This is a genomic window from Bacillus sp. GW823-FHT06A11, from assembly GCF_058795355.1.
On record NZ_JBXAHS010000001.1, the window covers coordinates 574,698 to 594,440 of the forward strand.

21 protein-coding genes, 1 pseudogene and 1 other annotated feature are annotated in these 19,743 nt (G+C 33.8%); of the genes and pseudogenes, 6 read left to right on the forward strand and 16 right to left on the reverse strand.

Features of this window, described 5'->3' with window-relative positions; genetic code table 11:
* Positions 1-184: 184 nt before the first annotated feature.
* Positions 185-416 (reverse strand) — a binding site (T-box leader).
* A 233-nt stretch (positions 417-649) separates the two neighbouring features.
* Positions 650-1,288 (reverse strand): pyridoxamine 5'-phosphate oxidase family protein, encoded by a 639-nt coding sequence (locus tag AC1Q8L_RS02755; protein ID WP_000402144.1) that lies wholly within the window; start codon positions 1,286-1,288, stop codon positions 650-652.
* Positions 1,289-1,369: 81 nt separating this feature from the next.
* On the opposite strand from AC1Q8L_RS02755, the gene AC1Q8L_RS02760 reads away from it, so the two are divergent.
* Positions 1,370-1,978: an NUDIX hydrolase gene (locus AC1Q8L_RS02760; protein ID WP_000141386.1), complete on the forward strand. Its 609-nt coding sequence runs from the start codon at positions 1,370-1,372 to the stop codon at positions 1,976-1,978.
* Positions 1,979-2,026: 48 nt separating this feature from the next.
* Here AC1Q8L_RS02760 and AC1Q8L_RS02765 read toward each other — a convergent pair whose 3' ends face one another.
* From AC1Q8L_RS02765 to AC1Q8L_RS02785, 5 genes are all read right to left on the reverse strand, one after another.
* Positions 2,027-2,365 carry an SdpI family protein gene (locus tag AC1Q8L_RS02765; protein WP_025118474.1) on the reverse strand — a complete coding sequence of 113 codons (339 nt, stop codon included), beginning with the start codon at positions 2,363-2,365 and terminating at the stop codon, positions 2,027-2,029.
* Between the two features lie 71 nt (positions 2,366-2,436).
* Positions 2,437-3,264, reverse strand: coding sequence for a peptidoglycan-N-acetylglucosamine deacetylase (locus tag AC1Q8L_RS02770; RefSeq protein WP_000291203.1), 828 nt, complete (start codon positions 3,262-3,264; stop codon positions 2,437-2,439).
* 118 nt (positions 3,265-3,382) lie between these two features.
* Entirely contained in the window at positions 3,383-4,255 is an 873-nt protein-coding gene (locus AC1Q8L_RS02775) for an aminoglycoside 6-adenylyltransferase (protein WP_001258528.1), read from the reverse strand.
* Between the two features lie 133 nt (positions 4,256-4,388).
* Complete coding sequence (locus AC1Q8L_RS02780; RefSeq protein WP_025118476.1) at positions 4,389-5,060, reverse strand: O-methyltransferase; 672 nt, start codon at positions 5,058-5,060, stop codon at positions 4,389-4,391.
* A 147-nt stretch (positions 5,061-5,207) separates the two neighbouring features.
* A complete protein-coding gene (locus tag AC1Q8L_RS02785) occupies positions 5,208-5,927 on the reverse strand; it encodes a 3-ketoacyl-ACP reductase (RefSeq protein WP_000818985.1) in 720 nt (239 codons plus the stop codon).
* A 217-nt stretch (positions 5,928-6,144) separates the two neighbouring features.
* Here AC1Q8L_RS02785 and AC1Q8L_RS02790 point away from each other — a divergent pair, with 217 nt between their 5' ends.
* The gene (locus AC1Q8L_RS02790) at positions 6,145-6,711 is read left to right on the forward strand and encodes a DUF3139 domain-containing protein (protein WP_000927526.1); all 567 of its coding nucleotides are present in this window, start codon (positions 6,145-6,147) and stop codon (positions 6,709-6,711) included.
* A gap of 24 nt (positions 6,712-6,735) precedes the next feature.
* Here the strand turns inward: AC1Q8L_RS02790 and hitS are convergent, their stop codons facing one another.
* The 3 genes from hitS to AC1Q8L_RS02805 are packed head-to-tail and all read right to left on the reverse strand — an operon-like array spanning position 6,736 to position 10,284.
* A complete protein-coding gene (hitS, locus tag AC1Q8L_RS02795) occupies positions 6,736-7,809 on the reverse strand; it encodes an envelope stress sensor histidine kinase HitS (protein ID WP_142317956.1) in 1,074 nt (357 codons plus the stop codon).
* On the reverse strand, positions 7,806-8,483 hold the full coding sequence (hitR, locus tag AC1Q8L_RS02800) for an envelope stress response regulator transcription factor HitR (RefSeq protein ID WP_002153076.1): 678 nt from the start codon (positions 8,481-8,483) through the stop codon (positions 7,806-7,808). Before hitR ends, hitS begins: the two co-directional genes overlap by 4 nt.
* A 40-nt stretch (positions 8,484-8,523) precedes the next feature.
* Complete coding sequence (locus tag AC1Q8L_RS02805) at positions 8,524-10,284, reverse strand: ABC transporter ATP-binding protein (RefSeq protein WP_000453877.1); 1,761 nt, start codon at positions 10,282-10,284, stop codon at positions 8,524-8,526.
* Between the two features lie 240 nt (positions 10,285-10,524).
* On the opposite strand from AC1Q8L_RS02805, the gene AC1Q8L_RS02810 reads away from it, so the two are divergent.
* Positions 10,525-11,289: an alpha/beta fold hydrolase gene (locus AC1Q8L_RS02810; RefSeq protein WP_001194304.1), complete on the forward strand. Its 765-nt coding sequence runs from the start codon at positions 10,525-10,527 to the stop codon at positions 11,287-11,289.
* A 99-nt stretch (positions 11,290-11,388) separates the two neighbouring features.
* Here the strand turns inward: AC1Q8L_RS02810 and entFM are convergent, their stop codons facing one another.
* The gene (gene entFM / locus AC1Q8L_RS02815) at positions 11,389-12,681 is read right to left on the reverse strand and encodes an enterotoxin EntFM (RefSeq protein ID WP_000755510.1); all 1,293 of its coding nucleotides are present in this window, start codon (positions 12,679-12,681) and stop codon (positions 11,389-11,391) included.
* A gap of 685 nt (positions 12,682-13,366) precedes the next feature.
* Here entFM and AC1Q8L_RS02820 point away from each other — a divergent pair.
* Entirely contained in the window at positions 13,367-13,537 is a 171-nt protein-coding gene (locus AC1Q8L_RS02820) for a hypothetical protein (RefSeq protein WP_001244281.1), read from the forward strand.
* 46 nt (positions 13,538-13,583) lie between these two features.
* Here the strand turns inward: AC1Q8L_RS02820 and AC1Q8L_RS02825 are convergent, their stop codons facing one another.
* Positions 13,584-14,186 (reverse strand): nitroreductase family protein, encoded by a 603-nt coding sequence (locus tag AC1Q8L_RS02825; RefSeq protein WP_002153079.1) that lies wholly within the window; start codon positions 14,184-14,186, stop codon positions 13,584-13,586.
* 246 nt (positions 14,187-14,432) lie between these two features.
* A complete protein-coding gene (locus AC1Q8L_RS02830; protein ID WP_001080882.1) occupies positions 14,433-15,386 on the reverse strand; it encodes a D-alanyl-D-alanine carboxypeptidase family protein in 954 nt (317 codons plus the stop codon).
* Positions 15,387-15,592: 206 nt separating this feature from the next.
* Between AC1Q8L_RS02830 and AC1Q8L_RS02835 the strand changes: the two genes are divergently transcribed.
* A complete protein-coding gene (locus tag AC1Q8L_RS02835) occupies positions 15,593-16,594 on the forward strand; it encodes a S66 family peptidase (RefSeq protein ID WP_000926327.1) in 1,002 nt (333 codons plus the stop codon).
* A gap of 143 nt (positions 16,595-16,737) precedes the next feature.
* Positions 16,738-17,009: pseudogene (locus AC1Q8L_RS02840) on the forward strand (hypothetical protein); the annotation flags it as partial.
* A 101-nt stretch (positions 17,010-17,110) separates the two neighbouring features.
* On the opposite strand, the gene AC1Q8L_RS02845 reads toward AC1Q8L_RS02840, so the two are convergent.
* From AC1Q8L_RS02845 to AC1Q8L_RS02860, 4 genes are all read right to left on the reverse strand, one after another.
* Positions 17,111-17,557 carry a DUF6376 family protein gene (locus AC1Q8L_RS02845; protein WP_000695203.1) on the reverse strand — a complete coding sequence of 149 codons (447 nt, stop codon included), beginning with the start codon at positions 17,555-17,557 and terminating at the stop codon, positions 17,111-17,113.
* Between the two features lie 90 nt (positions 17,558-17,647).
* Positions 17,648-17,869: a hypothetical protein gene (locus AC1Q8L_RS02850; RefSeq protein ID WP_000459099.1), complete on the reverse strand. Its 222-nt coding sequence runs from the start codon at positions 17,867-17,869 to the stop codon at positions 17,648-17,650.
* A gap of 184 nt (positions 17,870-18,053) precedes the next feature.
* A complete protein-coding gene (locus AC1Q8L_RS02855) occupies positions 18,054-18,620 on the reverse strand; it encodes an acyltransferase (protein WP_001084186.1) in 567 nt (188 codons plus the stop codon).
* Positions 18,613-19,743, reverse strand: coding sequence for a DegT/DnrJ/EryC1/StrS aminotransferase family protein (locus AC1Q8L_RS02860; protein ID WP_000427961.1), 1,131 nt, complete (start codon positions 19,741-19,743; stop codon positions 18,613-18,615). The genes AC1Q8L_RS02855 and AC1Q8L_RS02860 overlap by 8 nt, the downstream gene beginning before the upstream one ends.

Genomic DNA, 19,743 nt, shown 5'->3' on the forward strand with positions numbered 1-19,743 from the left:
AGCTCACACCCTAGACTTCCCTCTCTGTAAACCGTAAAAATGATTTCTTGTCCTTATCGTTACTTTTTCGTTCATGTTTATTTGTTAACTCATTATACTCGCATAAAAAACAAAATCAATAATATTTTTCAATTATTTAAAATTTTCAATCTACAAATCCGTAAAAAAACACACCCATCCCTAGGAAAGGGACGAATGTATTTTCGTGGTTCCACCCTTGTTCCAATCTAGACGTATCTCTCCCTAGATTGCTCAAGTTCAGATAACGGCTGATACCGTCAATAATTAATAGATTACTCGTTCACTATTGAAGTTCAAAGGTGGTAAAATCATTTCTCGTGTTAGGAAGCTCACACCCTAGACTTCCCTCTCTGTAAACCGTAAAAATGATTTCTTGTCCTTATCGTTACTTTTTCGTTCATGTCTATTTGTTAACTTATTATAGTTATCAACTTTTTAAAAAGCAAGCCTATTTTTACTAACTATTTTCAAGAATTTTTTTTATTATATTTTACAATAGCATTATGCAACCGCCACTCAATTTACCTATTTTGTTATTTCTCCATTTTATAAATCAACGGTTCATATATAAGTTCCCCATTCTAAAACCCGTACATATCCACCTTACAAAACTATATCAATAAAATTTTCAATACAATCTTTTTGTATAACTTTCTTCTAAAGAACGTGCAACATCTTCTTCTGAAGTATTCACTTTCGCATGCTCCAGCAACATTTTTACTGCTGATGGTAACTCTTTTTTATTTAACCAAGATTCTGGATCCCACATCTTAGAACGAATAAACGCTTTTGCACAATGAATATAACACTCTTCTATTTCAACAACAATTCCAAGCAACGGATTGCGTCCATTCGCCTGCATTTCTTTCAAAATTTCTTCGTCGTTTGTAATATACGCTCGGCCATTTATTCTGAGTGTCTCCCCAAGACCTGGAATAAAAAAGATTAGTCCTACACGTGGATTTGAAATAATATTCAAAATGGAGTCTATACGACGATTTCCTGGTCTTTCTGGAATGATAATTTTATTATTATTGAGTACGTATACAAATCCAGGTGCGTCTCCTCGCGGCGAGGCGTCACACTCCCCCAACTTATTTCCAGTGGATAATACTAGAAAAGGAGATTTAGAAAGAAAATCTACGCAATGGTGGTCTAATGATGAAATAACTTTTTTCAATGCTCGCTCACTTGGTTGCCCCAATATTTTCCGTAACTCTTCCTCTGTTGAAATAATCGATTTTATTTCCATACGCTCTATCTCCACTTATAATCGCCCCTTTTTCTTTATTTTCCCAAAATTCAATACGAATATTGTATAATAAAATTTGCAGAAAGGGGAATTAAAATGACAGAGTGGTTAACAATATTTGATTCTGAAAGAAATACACTTGGGAAGAAATTACGCGATGAAGTGCATCGTGACGGTGATTGGCACGAAACATTTCATTGTTGGTTTGTAGAAAAAGATGCTAACGATATATTCTTATATTTCCAATTACGCTCTAAAAACAAAAAAGAAGCTCCATGTATATGGGATATTACTTCAGCTGGACATATTATGCATGATGAAGATGTACAAATTGGTGGTCTTCGTGAAATCGAAGAAGAATTGGGGCTTTCCTTTCAAACTACTGATTTAGTATACAAAGGAATCTTTAAAATAGATTATGAAATTTCAAATCTTACTGATCGTGAATTTTGTCATATGTATTTTCACAATGTCATCAATCCACTTCCATTCGCACCAGGTGAAGAAGTAGACGATGTGATGAAAGTACATGCAACTTCTTTTCTACAACTTTTAAAAGGAGAGATTTCATCTTTAACGACTATTTCAGTCTTAAACAATACACCGATTACGATAACATTTGAAGATATTTATCCGTATGATCTTGCATACTATGAATTTGTTATAGAGCAAGGAAAAGAATTATTAAAAAATAATAGTTTATAAATAAAATAGGACTCCTTGCATAATATTGCGTAGAGTCCTATTTTTTTATTATTGTTCAAGTATTTTTAATCTACTCTCTACTTGTATAAATAAACGAATGATTAATAACAGCATAACCACTATAATCGCTATTATTGTATGTGGATATCTAAACAGTATACTAATAACACTTCCAATTAACATCATGATGAATCCGTTTTGCTTCATCACTTCTGCACTATACCTGTTACCCGCATCCCATAATTCCTTATTTTTCATAGATCGTTTCGTACGATAACCATATGCCGCATTAATATCGGTCGGTGGATTTTTTTGAAGAATAATTGCCGCAAGTATAAAAATAATACCAATCAATATGCTTATTCCTATGTTTACTAGTGCATCAATCAATTATATCCCCCCCTAACTTACACTTTCATTATACGACACAACCCTTATTTTTCCAATTTATAACACATTCACTTTCTTTCTTTCGATGTCTGGAACATACTTGGAAGTGTTACAAAACGTGCCCCTTTCGTTTTTAACTGCGGAATGATTTTGTCTAGTGCATCAACAGATCCTTGTAAATGCCCACCTGGAGTAGAATGCTGCAGTATGACACTACCTGGAAATGAATTCCCTAACACATTATTTGTAATCGTATCGGCACTTACACCTTTCCAATCAACTGTATCAACACTCCACTGTACAATCATAAAATTTTGCTCAGTTGCCCAATTCAATTGATTTTCAAGTATTTCACCATACGGTGGACGTATAAATTTAGGAGCATAGCCGGCTAAACGTTTTAATATTTCTTCCGTTTTTATAATTTGATTACGGTACTCAGCGTCATTTACTTTCGCTAAATTCGGATGACTGTACGTATGATTACCAATTACATGCCCTTCATTTGCAATACGCTTTACTACGTTCGGAAATTTTTCTGCGTTTTCACCAAGTAAGAAAAAAGTAGCTTTTACATTATGTTGTTTTAACTTATCTAATATTTTTGGCGTGAATTCTGAATCTGGTCCATCATCAAATGTAAGAGCTACTTCCGCTTTATTATACGGTCCTGAAAATGCGTACGCATATTTTTCAACCCATGTAAATGGTGTCCACGATCCACGATCATCTGCTTTCATTTGTACTTCATAGCTTTGAGGGATATATGCGTATGGCAATGCGCTTATATAGTCTCCATAATAAAATGAGTTATATGGCATATAAGCATACGAAACATCTCGTTCTAGTCCCCATTGATATGGAGCAAACATTTCTGGCGAATAAAAATAATACATGATAAAAAACCTCCCTAAATTTTCATATGTGATTCATCTGCACTTTGTTAGAGAAATTGTTATTCATAAACAAAAATAAGACTGTCCTTAATTAGGACAGTCTTACTGCTTACTATTATTAATAAATCGATGTACTATCTTTTGGCAAAGCTTTCACATGTTTTAAATAGTTCGTCACTTTATCATCATCATCTTGCGGATATTGATATTCATATGTGTTAGCGATTTCGTTCGCCACTTCCCTAAATAAATCACCCATGACAAAGAATGACTTCCATATGTTTTCATATTCTGCATTAGAAAATGTTCTTTTAAATTGCACCCACATATCTTTTTCAATATATTGCTCGAAATGCTTTCCAAACTTCCCTGCATTAACTGTAAAATCTGTTTTCATACCAATATACCATTCTAGCATTACGATGAACATATCTCGCACTGGTCCCTCAAGCATTCCTTTTGCATAAGAAAGCTCTTCTCTCCATAGCCCTTTTGCCACATTCGTACTACACCACCAAAATTCATTACAACAATCCAAAAACTCTTTTTCTGTAGGCTTTTTTATTAAGTAATCTTTATCGCTTGCTGGCGGGAATCCTTCCATACAATTATCTTTATCGAGAAGTAATTTACTTAAACTATCTTGTCCAACGAACTTTTTTATTAACTCAACTGGAACTAGCGTTAAATCAATCCGATTCCCATCCATGAACTGCATCAAATACGGAAACTTCCCATCTTCATCTGGTTGAACTAACGACATTTCTTCTGGCATTTGTACTATCATTATTTCTCCAAATCTATGAACCCAATTATGATTAGACGTAAAAGATTGTATATCATTTACAACATACATAATATCATAGTCTTGAAAACAATCTCTTTTCACATTTGGATTTACACGCGATCCATTCATGATAACTGCTCGAATTCTTCCATCCTCTTTTGCTGTATTAATAATTAAGTCTAGCATTTCTTTTTCAGTTCTCATCTACTTATAGCCTCCAATTTTTTGATATATAATATAGTGTTATGTATGTCGGAGGCCCACGAGCTAATCTCGTTATACAAGATACATGTTATAATTTTTCAAACATCTTTTTCATTCTATCTATCTCCTTACCTCATTCTTTTACGATTGCCATTACAAATCCATCGTATCCCTTACTTCCGACAGTTTGAAGCGCTGTAGCACTAACACGTGGCTCAGCAGCTATTAATTCATAGAAACGACGTATCCCTTGTACACGAGGATCGGTACTAGTATTGTCAATAACTTCTCCTTTACGTACTACGTTATCCCCAATAATTACAGTACCCGGTCGTGATAGTTTTAGTGCCCATTCAAAATAAGCAGGGTTATTTTGTTTATCAGCATCTATAAAAATAAAATCAAACGGTTCATACTTCTCGTTTTCTATTTGTTGTAAAGAATCTAACGCTAATCCTGTTCGTATTTCAATTTTATCAGTCAAATTAGCACGCTCAATATTGCTACGTGCAATTTCAGCATGTTTTTCACTTGCTTCCAATGTAACAACTCGGCCTCCAGATGGCAATGCTCTAGCAAGCCATATCGTGCTATACCCGCCTAGCGTGCCAATTTCTAAAACATTACGAGCCCCTTGAATTTGTACTAATAATTGTAAAAACTTCCCTTGCGTTGGTGATACATCATGTGCTGGCAAATTAGCTGCAGCATTAGTTTGAAGAACCCCTTCTAATGTAGAATCTTTCGGTATTAATACATCACTCATATATTGATCAACAGCCGTCCATTTCTCAATTTCACTCATGCAAATACCATCCCTTTCAATTTCCCAATGCTTTCTACCATTCACTTTTAATTATACCGATAATTCTGTCTCGAATACAAAAAATAAAGAAGGGACATCTACCCCTTATAGAATAGATATCCCTTCTTTTAAAGTTAAATTTACTTCCTATGGATTAGTAGACCAAAGCCCAGCAGATTTAATAAATGTACGTTTATTTAATTTCAGCTGCGCTACGATAAATTCTGCAATATCTTCTGCTTGCATTACTTTATCAGGGTTTCCATCAGTTAATCCTAAATCAACAGCCATATCAGTTGCTACTGTACTTGGAGTTAAAGCTGTTACACGAATGTTATGTTTGCGAACTTCCATCGCTAACGATTCTGTTAAGCCAAGGACACCAAATTTAGAAGCACTATATGCACTTGTTACAGGTGCACCTTTTTGCCCTGCTGTAGATGAAATGTTAATGATATCACCAGATTGTTGTTCAATCATGCTCGGTAAAGCTGCACGAGTTGCATAGTATACACCCATTAAGTTTACTTGAATGATTTTTTCCCAATCAGCAACGTCTAGTTCTAAAAACTTACCGAATTTAGAAATACCAGCGTTATTAATTAAAATATCGATAGATCCTAAACCATTTTTTAACGTTTCAATCGCAGTTGTGACTTCTTCGTATGAAGAAACATCAGCAGTGGCAATAACAGCTTTTACACCTTCTGCTTCTACTTCTTTCGCTACAGCTTTTAAGTTTTCTTCTGAACGAGCTAATAAGCCTACATTTACGCCTTCTTTCGCTAATGCGATTGCTACAGCGCGACCAATCCCTCTACCTGCTCCTGTAATTAAAGCATTTTTACCTTGTAATAATTCTGCCAAGTATAACACTCCTTAATCATCTCAGTTATGTATTATATTAAAATTGTATCTATGTTTATGTAAAAAGGCAATGATGCACTTTCATGTGCGTAGGTTACTTGTAGGTAACTATAGAAAGGTTTTGTTTATAAGTTTCATGTTTTTACCATTATTCATGTAAAATAAAAACAAATCCAGCATAGGAGAGTGTATGTGTATGAAAAGAAAAAAATGAGTCTTGTTACTAACTGCAGTCGGACTATTTATCATTTTGTTTGCCCTGTACTTTATATTTGGTAATCCACTAAATTATAAAGTAATAGAAAAAGATACTAGCAATTATCTCCATATTAAAAAAGGTTATAAGCAAGAAGAAATGCAAGACATAACCGGAAAATATACTCCCATTTATAATATTGGCTATTATGCAACAGTAGTATATAAAGACGAACCATATTTTACATACTCTTATACATACGATGATAATAAAAAAATAATACAAGACAACGGTATTTTAGGAAGACATACTGAGTCATTTGAACATCTTAATTTAAACTGGTCGTTGTTTAACCAGTTAGTAGATGGTATTCATACAAACTTGCAAGGAAGAGGTTTAAGAGAAAAGAAAGATTATTCTATACGAAACGTTCAATTCATTGATATAGATGACGATAAAAACGGTGCAGAAGCATACGTTGACTTTAAGAAAGATAAAGAATCTGATTACTCATACCGTATGAATAGCGAAGGAAAAGCTTATCAATATAATTGCAGTAACGGTAAATGCATTTTTAAAGAAAAATAGTGTTAGAAGGCTCTCCTTCTAACACTATTTTTCTTCATAATTAGGAATACACACAATAAATTCTGTTCCATTTCCTTCTTCACTCTCTACTTTTATCTCTCCTTGATGAAGGTCGAGTACTTTCTTTACAATAGCTAAACCTAAGCCACTTCCTCCATAGGCACGATTTCGTGAAGAATCCGCTTTATAAAAACGCTCAAAAATATGTTGTTTCTGTTCTTCTGATATACCGATTCCCGAATCATGGATGCGCACTTCCACTACTGTTTCATCTTCCTTTAACTGAATAGTAATCGTGCCACCGCTTGGAGTAAATTTAATACTATTATGAATTAAATTAATCCACACTTGACTCATACTTTCTTGGTCAGCAATAACATGTACTTTTTCTAAATCTAGTTCTAACTCGATTTCTTTTTCAGCCCAGAGTGGTTCACTATTTAACACAATTTGCTTTAACTGCTGATCTAATCGATAACTCACTCTTTCTGGTATATACTCTTCTGATTCTAAAAGAGTTAGCTTCAATAAGTTTTGACTTAGTTTAGATAATCTCGTTGTTTCAGTTTCAATAATGGTAAGATAATGTTTTCTTTTTTCCTCAGAAAGATTATCGTCTTGTAGTGCTCTAGCAAATCCTTTTATAGAAGTTAATGGTGACTGTATTTCATGAGAAACATTCGATACAAATTCTTGTCTCATTTTCTCCATCGTATTCAGTTCATCTGTCATATCATTTATACTTTTTACGAGCACACCAATTTCTCCATCATACTTTTCTTCATTTCGTATTTTTACGGAGAAGTCTCCTTTTGCAATTTTTTGTATCGGTTCAATAATAGTCCAAATCATTGCCTCTCGTTTTGGCCTCATTAATATTCCAATTAATGTCCAAATAAGAATAATAAATACAAAACCGACCATATCACTAATTAGAAAGGCAACAAATGGCGATACGTTTACGTCAAAAGCATTCAATATACTAGTTGCTACATAAAATGCGATAGACCAAATGATAGTAAGAAAAGAAAAGAGCGCTAATACCGCTCCAAATACTTTCAGCATCTTCAACTTACTCATCCGTTTCCTTTTTCTCATTTACTTACCTCTAAGCGATACCCTAATCCTCTTATTGTTTTAATACTAAAATTCGACTGTTCTTCTTGAAACTTCTCACGTAACCGATTAATATGAACGTCTAGTGTACGTTCATTCCCTTCAAAGTCATATCCCCATATTTCCTCAATTAATTGCTCTCTCGAACAAGTTCTTCCCGATTTAGACCCTAAAGTAAAGAGCAACTCAAATTCTTTTAACGGTAACGTAACCGTTTGTTCTCCAGCTATAACTTCAAATGTTTTACGATTTAATAATACATTTCCAACTTGAATCGATTGCGAGACTGTAATTTGGTAACGTTTCAATAATGCCTTTACTCTCACTACTAGTTCTATAGGATCAAAGGGCTTTACAAGATAATCATCTGTTCCAAGGTGAAATCCTTTTACTTTTTGTGATGTTTCCCCTTTGGCAGTTAGCATCAGAATCGGGAAATCATAGTATTTTCTTAATTCAAAACATACATCAAACCCATCCATATTCGGCATCATAATATCAAGAATAACCATATCGACTTTTACTTCGTCCATTTTCTGAAGTGCATCTATTCCATCAATTGCCTCATACGTTTGAAAACCTTCTCGTTCTAAAAATACAGAAACGAGTTCTCTAATGTGCGGATCGTCGTCTACTATTAAAATTTTAGGTATCAAAGGAACCATTTCCTTTCTACTTAGCATCTAATATATTTTTTTAAAATGCACCCTCTTTAATTTTCAATTGTTGCGTTGCAAACTCACGATACATATCATGCGTCTGTAATAATTCATCATGCGTACCACTACCTGTAAGATTCCCTTTTTCAATAAAGATAATTTTATCTGCATCTACAACAGTAGAAAGTCTATGCGCAATCACTAACGTTGTTCTGCCTTTCATTAAGTTATTTAACGCTTTTTGAACGACAGACTCAGATTTACTATCTAAGCTTGAAGTTGCCTCATCGAGCATAAGAATTTGCGGATTTCGAAGTAACGCTCGGGCAATGGCAATTCGCTGTCTTTGTCCACCAGAAAGCTTCACACCGCGTTCTCCAACTTCTGTTGCATAACCGTTTGGTAAGTCATGAATAAATGCATCAACATATGCCATTGCTGCTACTTTTTCAATTTCTTCATCCGTTACTTCACCTTCAACGCCGTAACAAATATTATCACGAATCGTTCCATCGATTAATGGACTATCTTGTGATACGTAACCGATTTGACGTCGCCATGACTGTAATGAATAACTCGTAATTGATTCTTTTCCTAATTTAATGGCACCACTAGTTGGCTCATAAAAACGTTCCAGTAATGAGAATAACGTTGTTTTCCCACTACCACTTGGTCCTACAATCGCTGTCACTTTTCCAGATTCAATTATGAAATCAATATTTTTCAAAACTTGCTCTTCTTCGTTATACTCAAAATGTACATTTTCAAGAACGATCGGTTGCTTAGCATTTGTCACTTTCACACCAGTTTCATGATCTTCTACTTTATATTCTAAAATCGTACTAATTCTTTCCGTTGCACCAATTGCCTTTTGGAATTGTGTAAAGAACATAGATAATTGACTCATCGGCATTACAATTTGAACTAAATACAAAATAAACGCTACAAGTTCACCAGTTGTTAATGCACCGCTAGAAACTCTCATCCCGCCATATCCTACGATAATAACAAGTAGTGCCATTAAAACAAACGACATAACTGGCGAAATTAATGCTTGCACTTTTCCTTCTTTCAAACCAAATTGTAATAACTTTTGTATACCTGTATTACCCGTTTCATATTCTCTTTTTTCTGTATTTGAAGATTTCACTAAACGAATTTCTGATAACACTTGCGTTAATACACTTGTAAAAGATGCCGTTTCATCTTGAAGCGCTTTTGAAATCTTATACATTTTTCGTCCAAGTGGAACTAAAATTAATACAGACAACGGAATAACCGTTAAAAGTAACGCAGTCATTTTCCAATCTAACACAAATAATACAATTAACGATCCAACAATTGAAATACCACCTGTTAATAAGTTTGACAAATGCTCAGAAATTAACGTTTTCACAACACCTGTATCATTCGTCATACGGCTAATGGTATCACCTGTTCTATTTTGATCGTAATAAGATACCGGCAAGATAAGTACCTTTTTCCACAAACGTTCTCTTAGTCCCGCTACAATCTTCTGCCCAATATAATTGAGTAAATATATAGACAACCCTGCCGCAATAGTTTGCATTACAAAGAAAGCAACTAACCCAACAATTTGTCCTGCACTAATTGAAGAAAGCGAAAAATTATCTACTAATCCTTTTGTCAGCATAGGAATAAATAAACTCGCTCCCGTAGAAAGCAAACTCATTAATAACGCAAAAATTAAAATTCCTTTCGGAGGATTTGTATCTTGAATAAGGCGTAAAAACTGCCTCCAGCTCCCTTTTTTCTTCATTTCATTTCTAACTTCCATTCCTGTTCATCTCCTCGTGTTAAACCAAACTGTTCTTTCTAAAATTAGAATACGATACAAATGTAAACTGAATGTAAACACACTTTTTCTATTTTTACAAAATATACATAAAAACTCATCTTTACAACAGATATAAACATCTGATATTATTACCTGGTACTTAATATTATTCTATGTAAATTATAGATAAATAATTTAAAACACGATATAAATCTCCAGTTAGTGAAAGGAGTATCCTTTTTGCAAACAAATATACATTCTGAAAAGGAAACAATTATTTTTATTCATGGATTAGTTGGCAATCGTCGCGCCTTCAAAAAGGAGCAAAAACGATTTTCTGCCTCCTACAACATTATAACTTATGACTTATTAGGTCACGGTGATGATAAAGGAGAAGCAATCGACTTTTCATTACAGCGCCTCGTAGATCAATTATTAAACTTATACGAACAAGAAGGTATTAAAAAAGCTCATATTTGTGCGCTAAGTTACGGCTGTTACATCTCTACAATTTTTGCACAAATGCATCCAGAAAAAGTATTAAGTATTTGTCATATTGGAGGACATTACAATAACCCTTCTCGCTTATTTAACGTATTCCAAAAATTTTGGGAGAAACGAGGAGATGAATACTCTAAATGGCTCTCTCAATACGCAAATACTATTTTTCCAAGTGGTATACTAAAATCAAATCCGTTTGCAGTCATTTCAAGAAATATTTACTACCGTTTCGGATTACAATTACATTCATCCATTATTGCCCAGTCATTACGACATCGGTTAGAATTCGATTTAAAGTCTAAATTAAAATCACTTCCTCACCCTATACTATGGGTAATGGGAGAGCATGATCATCTCTATAAATCTTGTCTATTTGATTTGAAATCTATTTTACCTAACGTTCTATACAAGGAAATACCTTTAGCAGGACATGCAGCTAACTTATTTCGTCCTAACTATTTCCACGACTTATATGATCGATTTTTAAATGGAAAGTTAAAATAAAAACTATTAAACTTCCAATTTATTCAACTATAAAAAGGCTTCCCAAGTTTCCTTGGAAAGCCTTTTCTCTATACGAAAAGTATATAAAACTACTTTTTCTTAGTATGCTTTTGTGTAACCTAATAGGTGCTTGCTCCAGTAAGAGTTACTTACAGAACTAATACGTACACCAGTTGCATCTGTTTCTGCACTAATGAACTGACCGTTTCCTAAGTAAACACCCATGTGAGAAGGACCTGATTTATAAGTATTTTGGAAGTATACTAAATCACCTGGTTGTGGATTGCTAGTTTTTGTTTTAGAGCTCCAGTATCCAGCAACTGTTTGACGAGCGCCTTTATGACCAGTTTGATTTAATACGTAGTGAATGAATCCACTGCAGTCAAAACCAGCAGGTGTTGTACCAGCATTTCTGTATGGTGAACCATTTAAAGATCTAGCGAATCCAGCGATTGAAGATGTATCTCCACCTGTTGTTGGTTTTTGTACGTCTTTACCTGGTTGTTGAACGTTATTTGTAACGTTATTGTTATTGTTATTTGTAACGTTGTTTACTCCGCCTTTTACAAACTTAACGAAGTCTGCACTTACGTAACCCGTGCGGCCGTTATGGTTAATTTTGTACCAACCATTTTCAGCGCCAGTAACGTTTAGTACTTTACCATTTGTTACTCCACCGATTACAGCGTTGTATGTAGCTGGGCCTGTACGTACTTTTAAAGCACCAGTGTTAACAACATAAGAACCACCAGTTTGAACTGTTGTAGTATTGTTGTTTGTAGTTGGTTGTTGTGTTTCGTTAGATACAGCAGAACCACCTTTTGTTACGAAGTCTTTGCTTACGTATCCAGTTCCACCATTGAAGTTGATTTTAAACCAATCTTGTACTTCACCTACAACTTGTACTGTTTTACCTTTGTTTACAGAACCTAATACTGTATGAGATGTACTTGGGCCTGTACGTACGTTAAGTGAAGAAACGTTTACTGTGTAAGTACCTGTTCCTTGTTGAACAGTCGTTCCTGTTTTGCCACCAGTCGTTACGAAGTCACCACTTACATAACCTGTTTGACCATTTACGTTTACTTTGAACCAACCATTTTCTTGTCCAACTACTTGTAGCACTTGACCTGATTTCACTTTAGAAATAACGTTATGTCCTGTACCAGCACCTGAACGAACATTTAATACATCAGCAGTTACTGTGTATTTTAATTCAGAAGTTGTTTCTACAGTTTTTGTTTCAGTTACAGTCGTTTGAGTTTGAGTTTGAGTTTGTCCATTAATTTCTTTTAGCGCTTCATTTGAAACTTGTGCATGAGCAGAATCCATTCCTGGAACTGCAACGCCAGCTACAGAAGCTGCTGCTAAACCTGCAATTACTTTTTTCATAAGTTGTCTTTACTTCCTTTCCCTACTATCCTCTTAAAAAAACTTAAAACTTTAATACTTTACAATATTATCAAAGTAAAATATTCATCCAGTTCCATTTTTTAGCAAGAGTTTTATTTTTCACACAGAGCTCATTTTAAATGAACAAAGTGAAATCCGTGTGAACTTCATGTGAACTTTATCATTAAATATAGTGTTTTTGCAATGATTTTTTCAAATTTCTTATATATCGCATGAAAATTCGACATTTCATTTAATATCTCAATATAAAACATCGCTTTTCTATCTTCTATAAAAAATTCTATTAACCTAATACAAACCACATTATGTATTTCCTTATAAAGCTCCTTACATGAAGTATACTTTCATCATGACAAAAATCACTCTATTTATCAATAGTATAATATTTTTAGAAAACTAAATTTCTATACTATCTACAATTTTGAAATAATTTGACGAATTGTAAGATTTATTTCATAAAAACCATTTCTCCTTTAAAGAAAACACACACTATACCAACTGTTTTCTTTTGCGATAATGGAATTTATAGGATAATCATAGTATTATATATCATAATAAAACTTTAATTAGTAAAGGTTTTATCCCCCCGCTAATTATTAACCCTCACTACTCGGGCTACCCATTAATGCGGAATTTTATTGGAATAAAAAGAGGAGGCATATTTGTGAGAAATATAATAGATGATCCAATACAAAAAAATATAGAGCCATACTATGCTTTTATTCAATTCGTTTCAATGATAACATTACAAAAAGTATCAGCTATTGAAATACGTAAAAATGAATTAAAAAATCAGATGAAAAATGCTGGACAAAAAAACCCTTATTACGTATAAAAAAGGTGAACAGGTTATATTCCTGTTCACCTTTTATCAAATTATTTTATTTATAAATTTTCACACGGTTTTCTAACGGTTGGAATTCTTTTTCACCAGCATGTACTACCGGTTTACCAAATGGCATTTGCGCAGTGAGCTTCCAATTTGCTAGAACATCCCACTCTTTTCTCACTTCTTCATCAATTAGCGGATTGTAATGCTGCAACGTAGCACCAAACCCTTCAATTTCTAAAGCTGTCCAAATTGCAAATTGTAACATTCCTGATGATTGCTGAGACCAAGTTGGGAAATTATCTTTATATAATGCAAAGTTTGCTTGAAGGCCTTCCACAACTTCACTGTCTTCAAAATATAAAACCGTTCCATAACCACTTTTAAATGCATTCATTTTTTCTTCAGTAGGTGCAAAGTTATTTTCAGGTACAATTTTTCTTAATGTTTCTTTCGTAATATCCCATAATTTATCATGTTGTTCTCCTAATAAAACAACAACGCGAGCACTTTGAGAATTAAAAGCTGAAGGTGTATGTTTTACAGCATGATAAATCACTTCTTGAATTTTTTCATCAGAAACTACTTGCTCTTTACTAATTGCATAAATAGATCTTCTGTCTTCAATTGCTGAGTAAAAATCTTTTGCCATCATAATTCCCTCCAATTTTCAATTGAGGCTATTTCATATGTATATGTCATATTACGCCCCTCAAACTTATTATTAATAAGCTTATAACTTTATAATATCACAGCAACAAATAAACTCAAATGATAACACTTGTATTTAGAATCTTTTTCCTTTTTAAAGTTAAAATAAAAAGACCGTTTGTTGTTATCTAAAATTAGTAACAACAAACAGTCTTACTTATGTAGCGATCTAGATTCGTATTTTACTTACTTAATTAACTAATCCAAATGCATACGACATTAACTTATTTGTCTCTGTAAAACGTTTTGTTTTACTTGATGTCCCCATGACTACTGTAATAATTCTGTTATCACCTTGCTTGGCAGTCCCAGTAAAACAATATCCTGCACTATCTGTAAATCCTGTTTTTAGTCCGTCCATTCCTTCTATATATAAACTTTTATTATTTTTGTTTAACATGTCGTTTGTGCTTATAACATTAATATTATTAAATGCTAGCTGACTTTGACGCAAGTGAGTCACTTCTAATATTTCCGGATAATCTTTTATAAGATGATACGCCAATTGTGCTACATCAGCAGCCGTCATTTTTGTTTCACTTCCATCTGGCTCTTGTAATCCAGAAGCATTTGCAAATTTAGCATGTTCCGACATTTTTAACTGTTTCGCTTTTGCATTCATAAGCTGAACGAAATCTTTCTCCGATTTTGCCATATGTTCTGCTAAAGCCACAGCTGAATTATTAGCTGACTCAATCATTAATGCATGATATAAATCTTTAACAGTTAATGTGTCATTAACTTGTACTGGGATTCTCGCTCCCTCTGTTTGTGCCGCCTTCGCACTCATTTTAACTGGATCTTCCCAGCGAACTTTCCCGTTATGTATACTCTCTAGTAGGAGATACGCTGTCATCATCTTAGACATACTAGCCGGTGCAAAAGCTTCATTTTCATTATATTGATAAATAATATCTCCATCACTCGCATCGATAATCATAGCCGCTTTTGCGTTAATTTCTGGTGGGATGTACTTTGGCGGGACTACTTTTTCAGTAAATCCTGCTTTAGGTAGTTCTGCCACTTGCAAAGGTTGTCCTTCTACATTCGCTACGCTCTTTTGATTTCCTTGGAATAAGAACCAACATATCCCTAAAATAATGACTAATAGGACTGTCATCCTTCCCCATTTTAACCGATTCATTTCAAAACTCCTTTAGCAAACCTTTTATACACTCACATTTAACCTTAACAACAATTCCTTTATACAGTCAAGGTAAAAAGTATATTTATTCATATACAGGAATTATTATTTTAATTTGTTTATGTTACACTTATAATACTGAAATATAAGAATATTCAACAATAAAATCTTGTAAATAAACTATTTAATAGAAGGGATTCATACAAATGCTACTTCCAAAATCATTAAAATATGGAGACACAATTGGGATCTACTCCCCTTCTTCACCAGTAACCTACACTTCTCCAAAAAGATTTGAACGAGCAAAATCTTACTTACAACAGAAAGGGTTTCGTATATTAGAAGGTTCATTAACAGGTCGATATGATTTTTATCGTTCTGGTAGTATACAAGAGCGTGCTGATGAACTAAATGCCTTGATAAGAAACCCTAATATTTCTTGTATTATGTCAACAATTGGTGGGATGAATTCAAATTCAATATTACCTTATATTGATTATGATGCTTTTCTAAATAACCCTAAAATAATGATTGGATATTCAGATGCAACTGCTTTATTACTAGGAATTTATGCTAAAACAAGAATCCCTACATTTTATGGGCCAGCTCTCGTCCCTTCCTTTGGCGAATTTGAACCTTTTGCTAATTGCACATACAAATATTTTGCAGAAACTTTACTACATGATCAATCTCTTCCTTATCATATAAAACAACCATTATTTTGGTCAGATGAATTTATTAATTGGGAAGAAAAGACGAAGGAGAAAGAACTTCGACCAAACAATTGGATTTCAGTAATTGACGGAAAAGCTACTGGTCGTATTATTGGCGGGAATTTAAACACGATACAAGGAATTTGGGCTAGCCCCTATATGCCACATATTCAAGAAGGCGATATTCTCTTTATTGAGGACAGTTCAAAAGATGCAGCTACTATCGAAAGAAGCTTTTCATTCCTTAAAATTAACGGTGTATTCGATAAAATTTCAGGTATCATTCTTGGAAAACATGAGCAATTTGATGATTGTGGTACAAATCGAAAACCTTTTGAAATACTATTAGAAGTACTTCAAAATCAAAGAATTCCTTTTCTAGCTGACTTCGATTGTTGCCATACACATCCAATGATCACCATGCCTATTGGTGTTCAAGTAGAGATGGATGCAACAAATAAAACGATACATATTGTAGAACCTTGGAAAAAATGAATGTATGGCTTCTATTGTTTTACAATAAAAGCCATGATACTATGTAATTTGGAATGTGAAAGATTAAACAAAATAGGTTCCAATATCTATCATTAGAAAAATTAGGTATAAATATATATTTATATGCAAAAGAGAGTGAATAAATGAAACCAACTATTAAAAATTATGTATTTTTACATGTAGCTTTTTGATATATTCTATCATTATGGTTTACATGAAATGGGCAGCTCAATTCCTAATTTCTTCCATCTAATTTTTTGTTGCTTATTTCGGACTAGTTGTACTTTTATTCGGATATGCAATTTTATGGCAACAAGTAATTAAACATTTCGAAATTTCAAAAGCATATTCACATCGCGGGATTATTATACTATGGTCAATGCTTTGGTCAGTATTTCTATTTGGAGATACGATTTAGTGGAATCATTTACTTGGTGCAGCTATTATTATCGTTGGTGTAATCGTTTATTGTATCCAATAATAAAAAGCTCCGTTTATCACAAACGGAGCTTTTTACTATTGACCTAAATTTTGCACCTTATCTTTCAAATCTCGAACTTGATCTACCGTCTGCATAAGCTCTGAGTTTTTAAATTGCTCTACATCCACTTTTCCTTCTTCTATCTTTGTCATCGCCGTATCAATTAACGTATTTAACTTTTCGTTATATCCGACGATTTGTTGATGAAGATCCTTTGCTACATCAGGTGGCGTTAATTCATTGAATGCGGGTATATCTTGTTTAATTTCACTAAGCTTCGTTTCTAATTCTTTTCGAGCCTCGCTATCATTAACGGCCTTTTCTGCTAATGCTGGTGCATCGTTTGCAAATGCACTTATTTCATTTACATAGTCTGTCGCCTTTTGAGCATAATCTATGGAGTTCTTTCCTTCTTCCACTATTGAACATCCCATTAAACCAATTGAAACTATAAATACTAATAAAATTGATTTTATTTTCATTTTAGACTCCCTTCGTCTTTATCATTGTCTGTAATTTTCTCTATACATAACTTCTAGCTAAATTGTTTATAACCTTTTTCAAATAGCTATTTACCCTCTTACATGCCCTATTATCGTTACAACATCTATTTCTATATGTACGCTTATAATATCTTCAATTATATCCATATATCCTTGTCCTATAGCTGTTCCATAGTGTAATGTAAGCCCCTTCTTTTCATACACTGACTTTGGCACTGAAAAAATAAATCTCCTCAAGTTTCTTTCATCAGCTGGTTCCATAATTAAAACAATCCCATCCTCATCAAACATATACGCTCGCCCTCCAACTTTACATTCACTATGGCTCAGTATTGCCTTGGTCAGCAAAATTTAAAACATAATAAGTTAAGATACACTCCGCTCTATCATAAAGTGAAACTTTAATTAGCCCTCACCAGTCGAATCTTTACCAGCAAATAGCGGGATAAAAATAAAAAGCATTCATTCTTTTTTGTTAAGAATGAATGCTTTTTAAAAAATTAATTTCTAACTCTAGCATCTTTTTTTGACGAGGTTTTACTTTCCTTACGGGAACTCCAGCGTAAATATACCAATCATCTAAACTCTCTTTTACCATACTCATCGCGCCGACTGCCGTTCCTTCTCCTACCGTTACATTTGGAAAAATAATAGAATTAGCACCAATAATCACATGTTTTTTTAAAATAACTTTTTCTGCTTTCACATTCCTATATTGATTCGGGACGGTTGGCCCCATTAATGTATTTCCACTGAAATCATCAAGTACTGCATATACGATTGTTTTAGCTGAGATGTTTGCAAAATCATGCATTTCAATCCCAACTTCCCCTCCATATAACGCTGTATACGCTGATATGTGCGAATAACTTCCAATTGTGATTTTACCACTTAAAATGCAAAAATCATCAATTCTTACATGATTGCCAACTGATATAGCACTCGGATTATATATACTTGCTTTTTTACTAACCAATACATTTGTCCCAACAGATAAAAATCCAATTTTCTTTAGTTCTTCTTGACTATAAAAACTATTCATCTACCGACACCACCTTCTGCTCTAAACAGATTACAATTTGCTCTACTAGTTCTTTCGTCATTCCTTCCCATAAAGGTAAACTTACGATTCGTTTTGCTATTTTATTCGTTTTTGTTAAATCTGTAGACTTATAGTTTTTAAAAAGAACTTGTTGGTGGCAAGATGGTGAAAAGTATAATCTAGCTTCTATTTTCTGTTTTTTCAGTTCTTCTATTACTTGTATGTTGCGAACTTCTTCTGGACAAATGATAGGCATAAATTGGTGAATAACTGCTTCTGTCTTTTGGACTTTCCACCCTTTTTTCATTAACCCAGTATTTTGTAACAACTGTTTATACCATTCAGAAATACGGGTGCGTTCTTTTAATTTTTGATCCCACTTTTTTATAGTCGCAATCCCAATAGCTGCTGCGTATTCAGACATTTTACAATTAAACCCCATCATCGTGCATTCACGATTTTTATCAAATCCGAAATTCCCCATTCTTTTAATACGTTGTATATCTTCTTCGTTTTTACTATATATGAGCCCTCCTTCACCAATTCCGAACGGCTTTGTTGCATGAAAGCTATATACGATCATTCCACTAAAATCTTGACCGTAATGCATCCCTCCATTCATTAATCCAAATCCCGGCGCCGCATCTACGACAACCGGAATCCCCTTCTTCTCTAATTCTTCATATTCTTCTAAGTTCATCCATGATCCAAAGGTGGCGTACGGGACAACAATCGCAACCTCTTCTTTTAATTCTTCTATCTTATCCAAAAGTACCGTTTTATCCATATACCAATCATCTATTGAAATATCAATAAAGTAAGGTTCCAATCCACACCAAATAGCGGCTAAGGCAGTCGCAGGGAATGTAAAGCTAGGCATGAGAGCATACTTTCCCTTTCTTCTTTTCTTTAGTTGAATAGCCGCCATTAACCCTAACGTTGCGTTTGCTACTGTTGTAACAGCTCCCCTGTTTTGAAAAAACGCCGACATAATTGTTTCCTCAAAACGTTGATTTATAGGTCCATAATTCGTATATATGTGAGATGTATCAATTTCCTTCAATTCGTCCAAATACTCACTTACAGGTACAGTTGAAGCACGTAAAAAAGGAATATTCTCCAT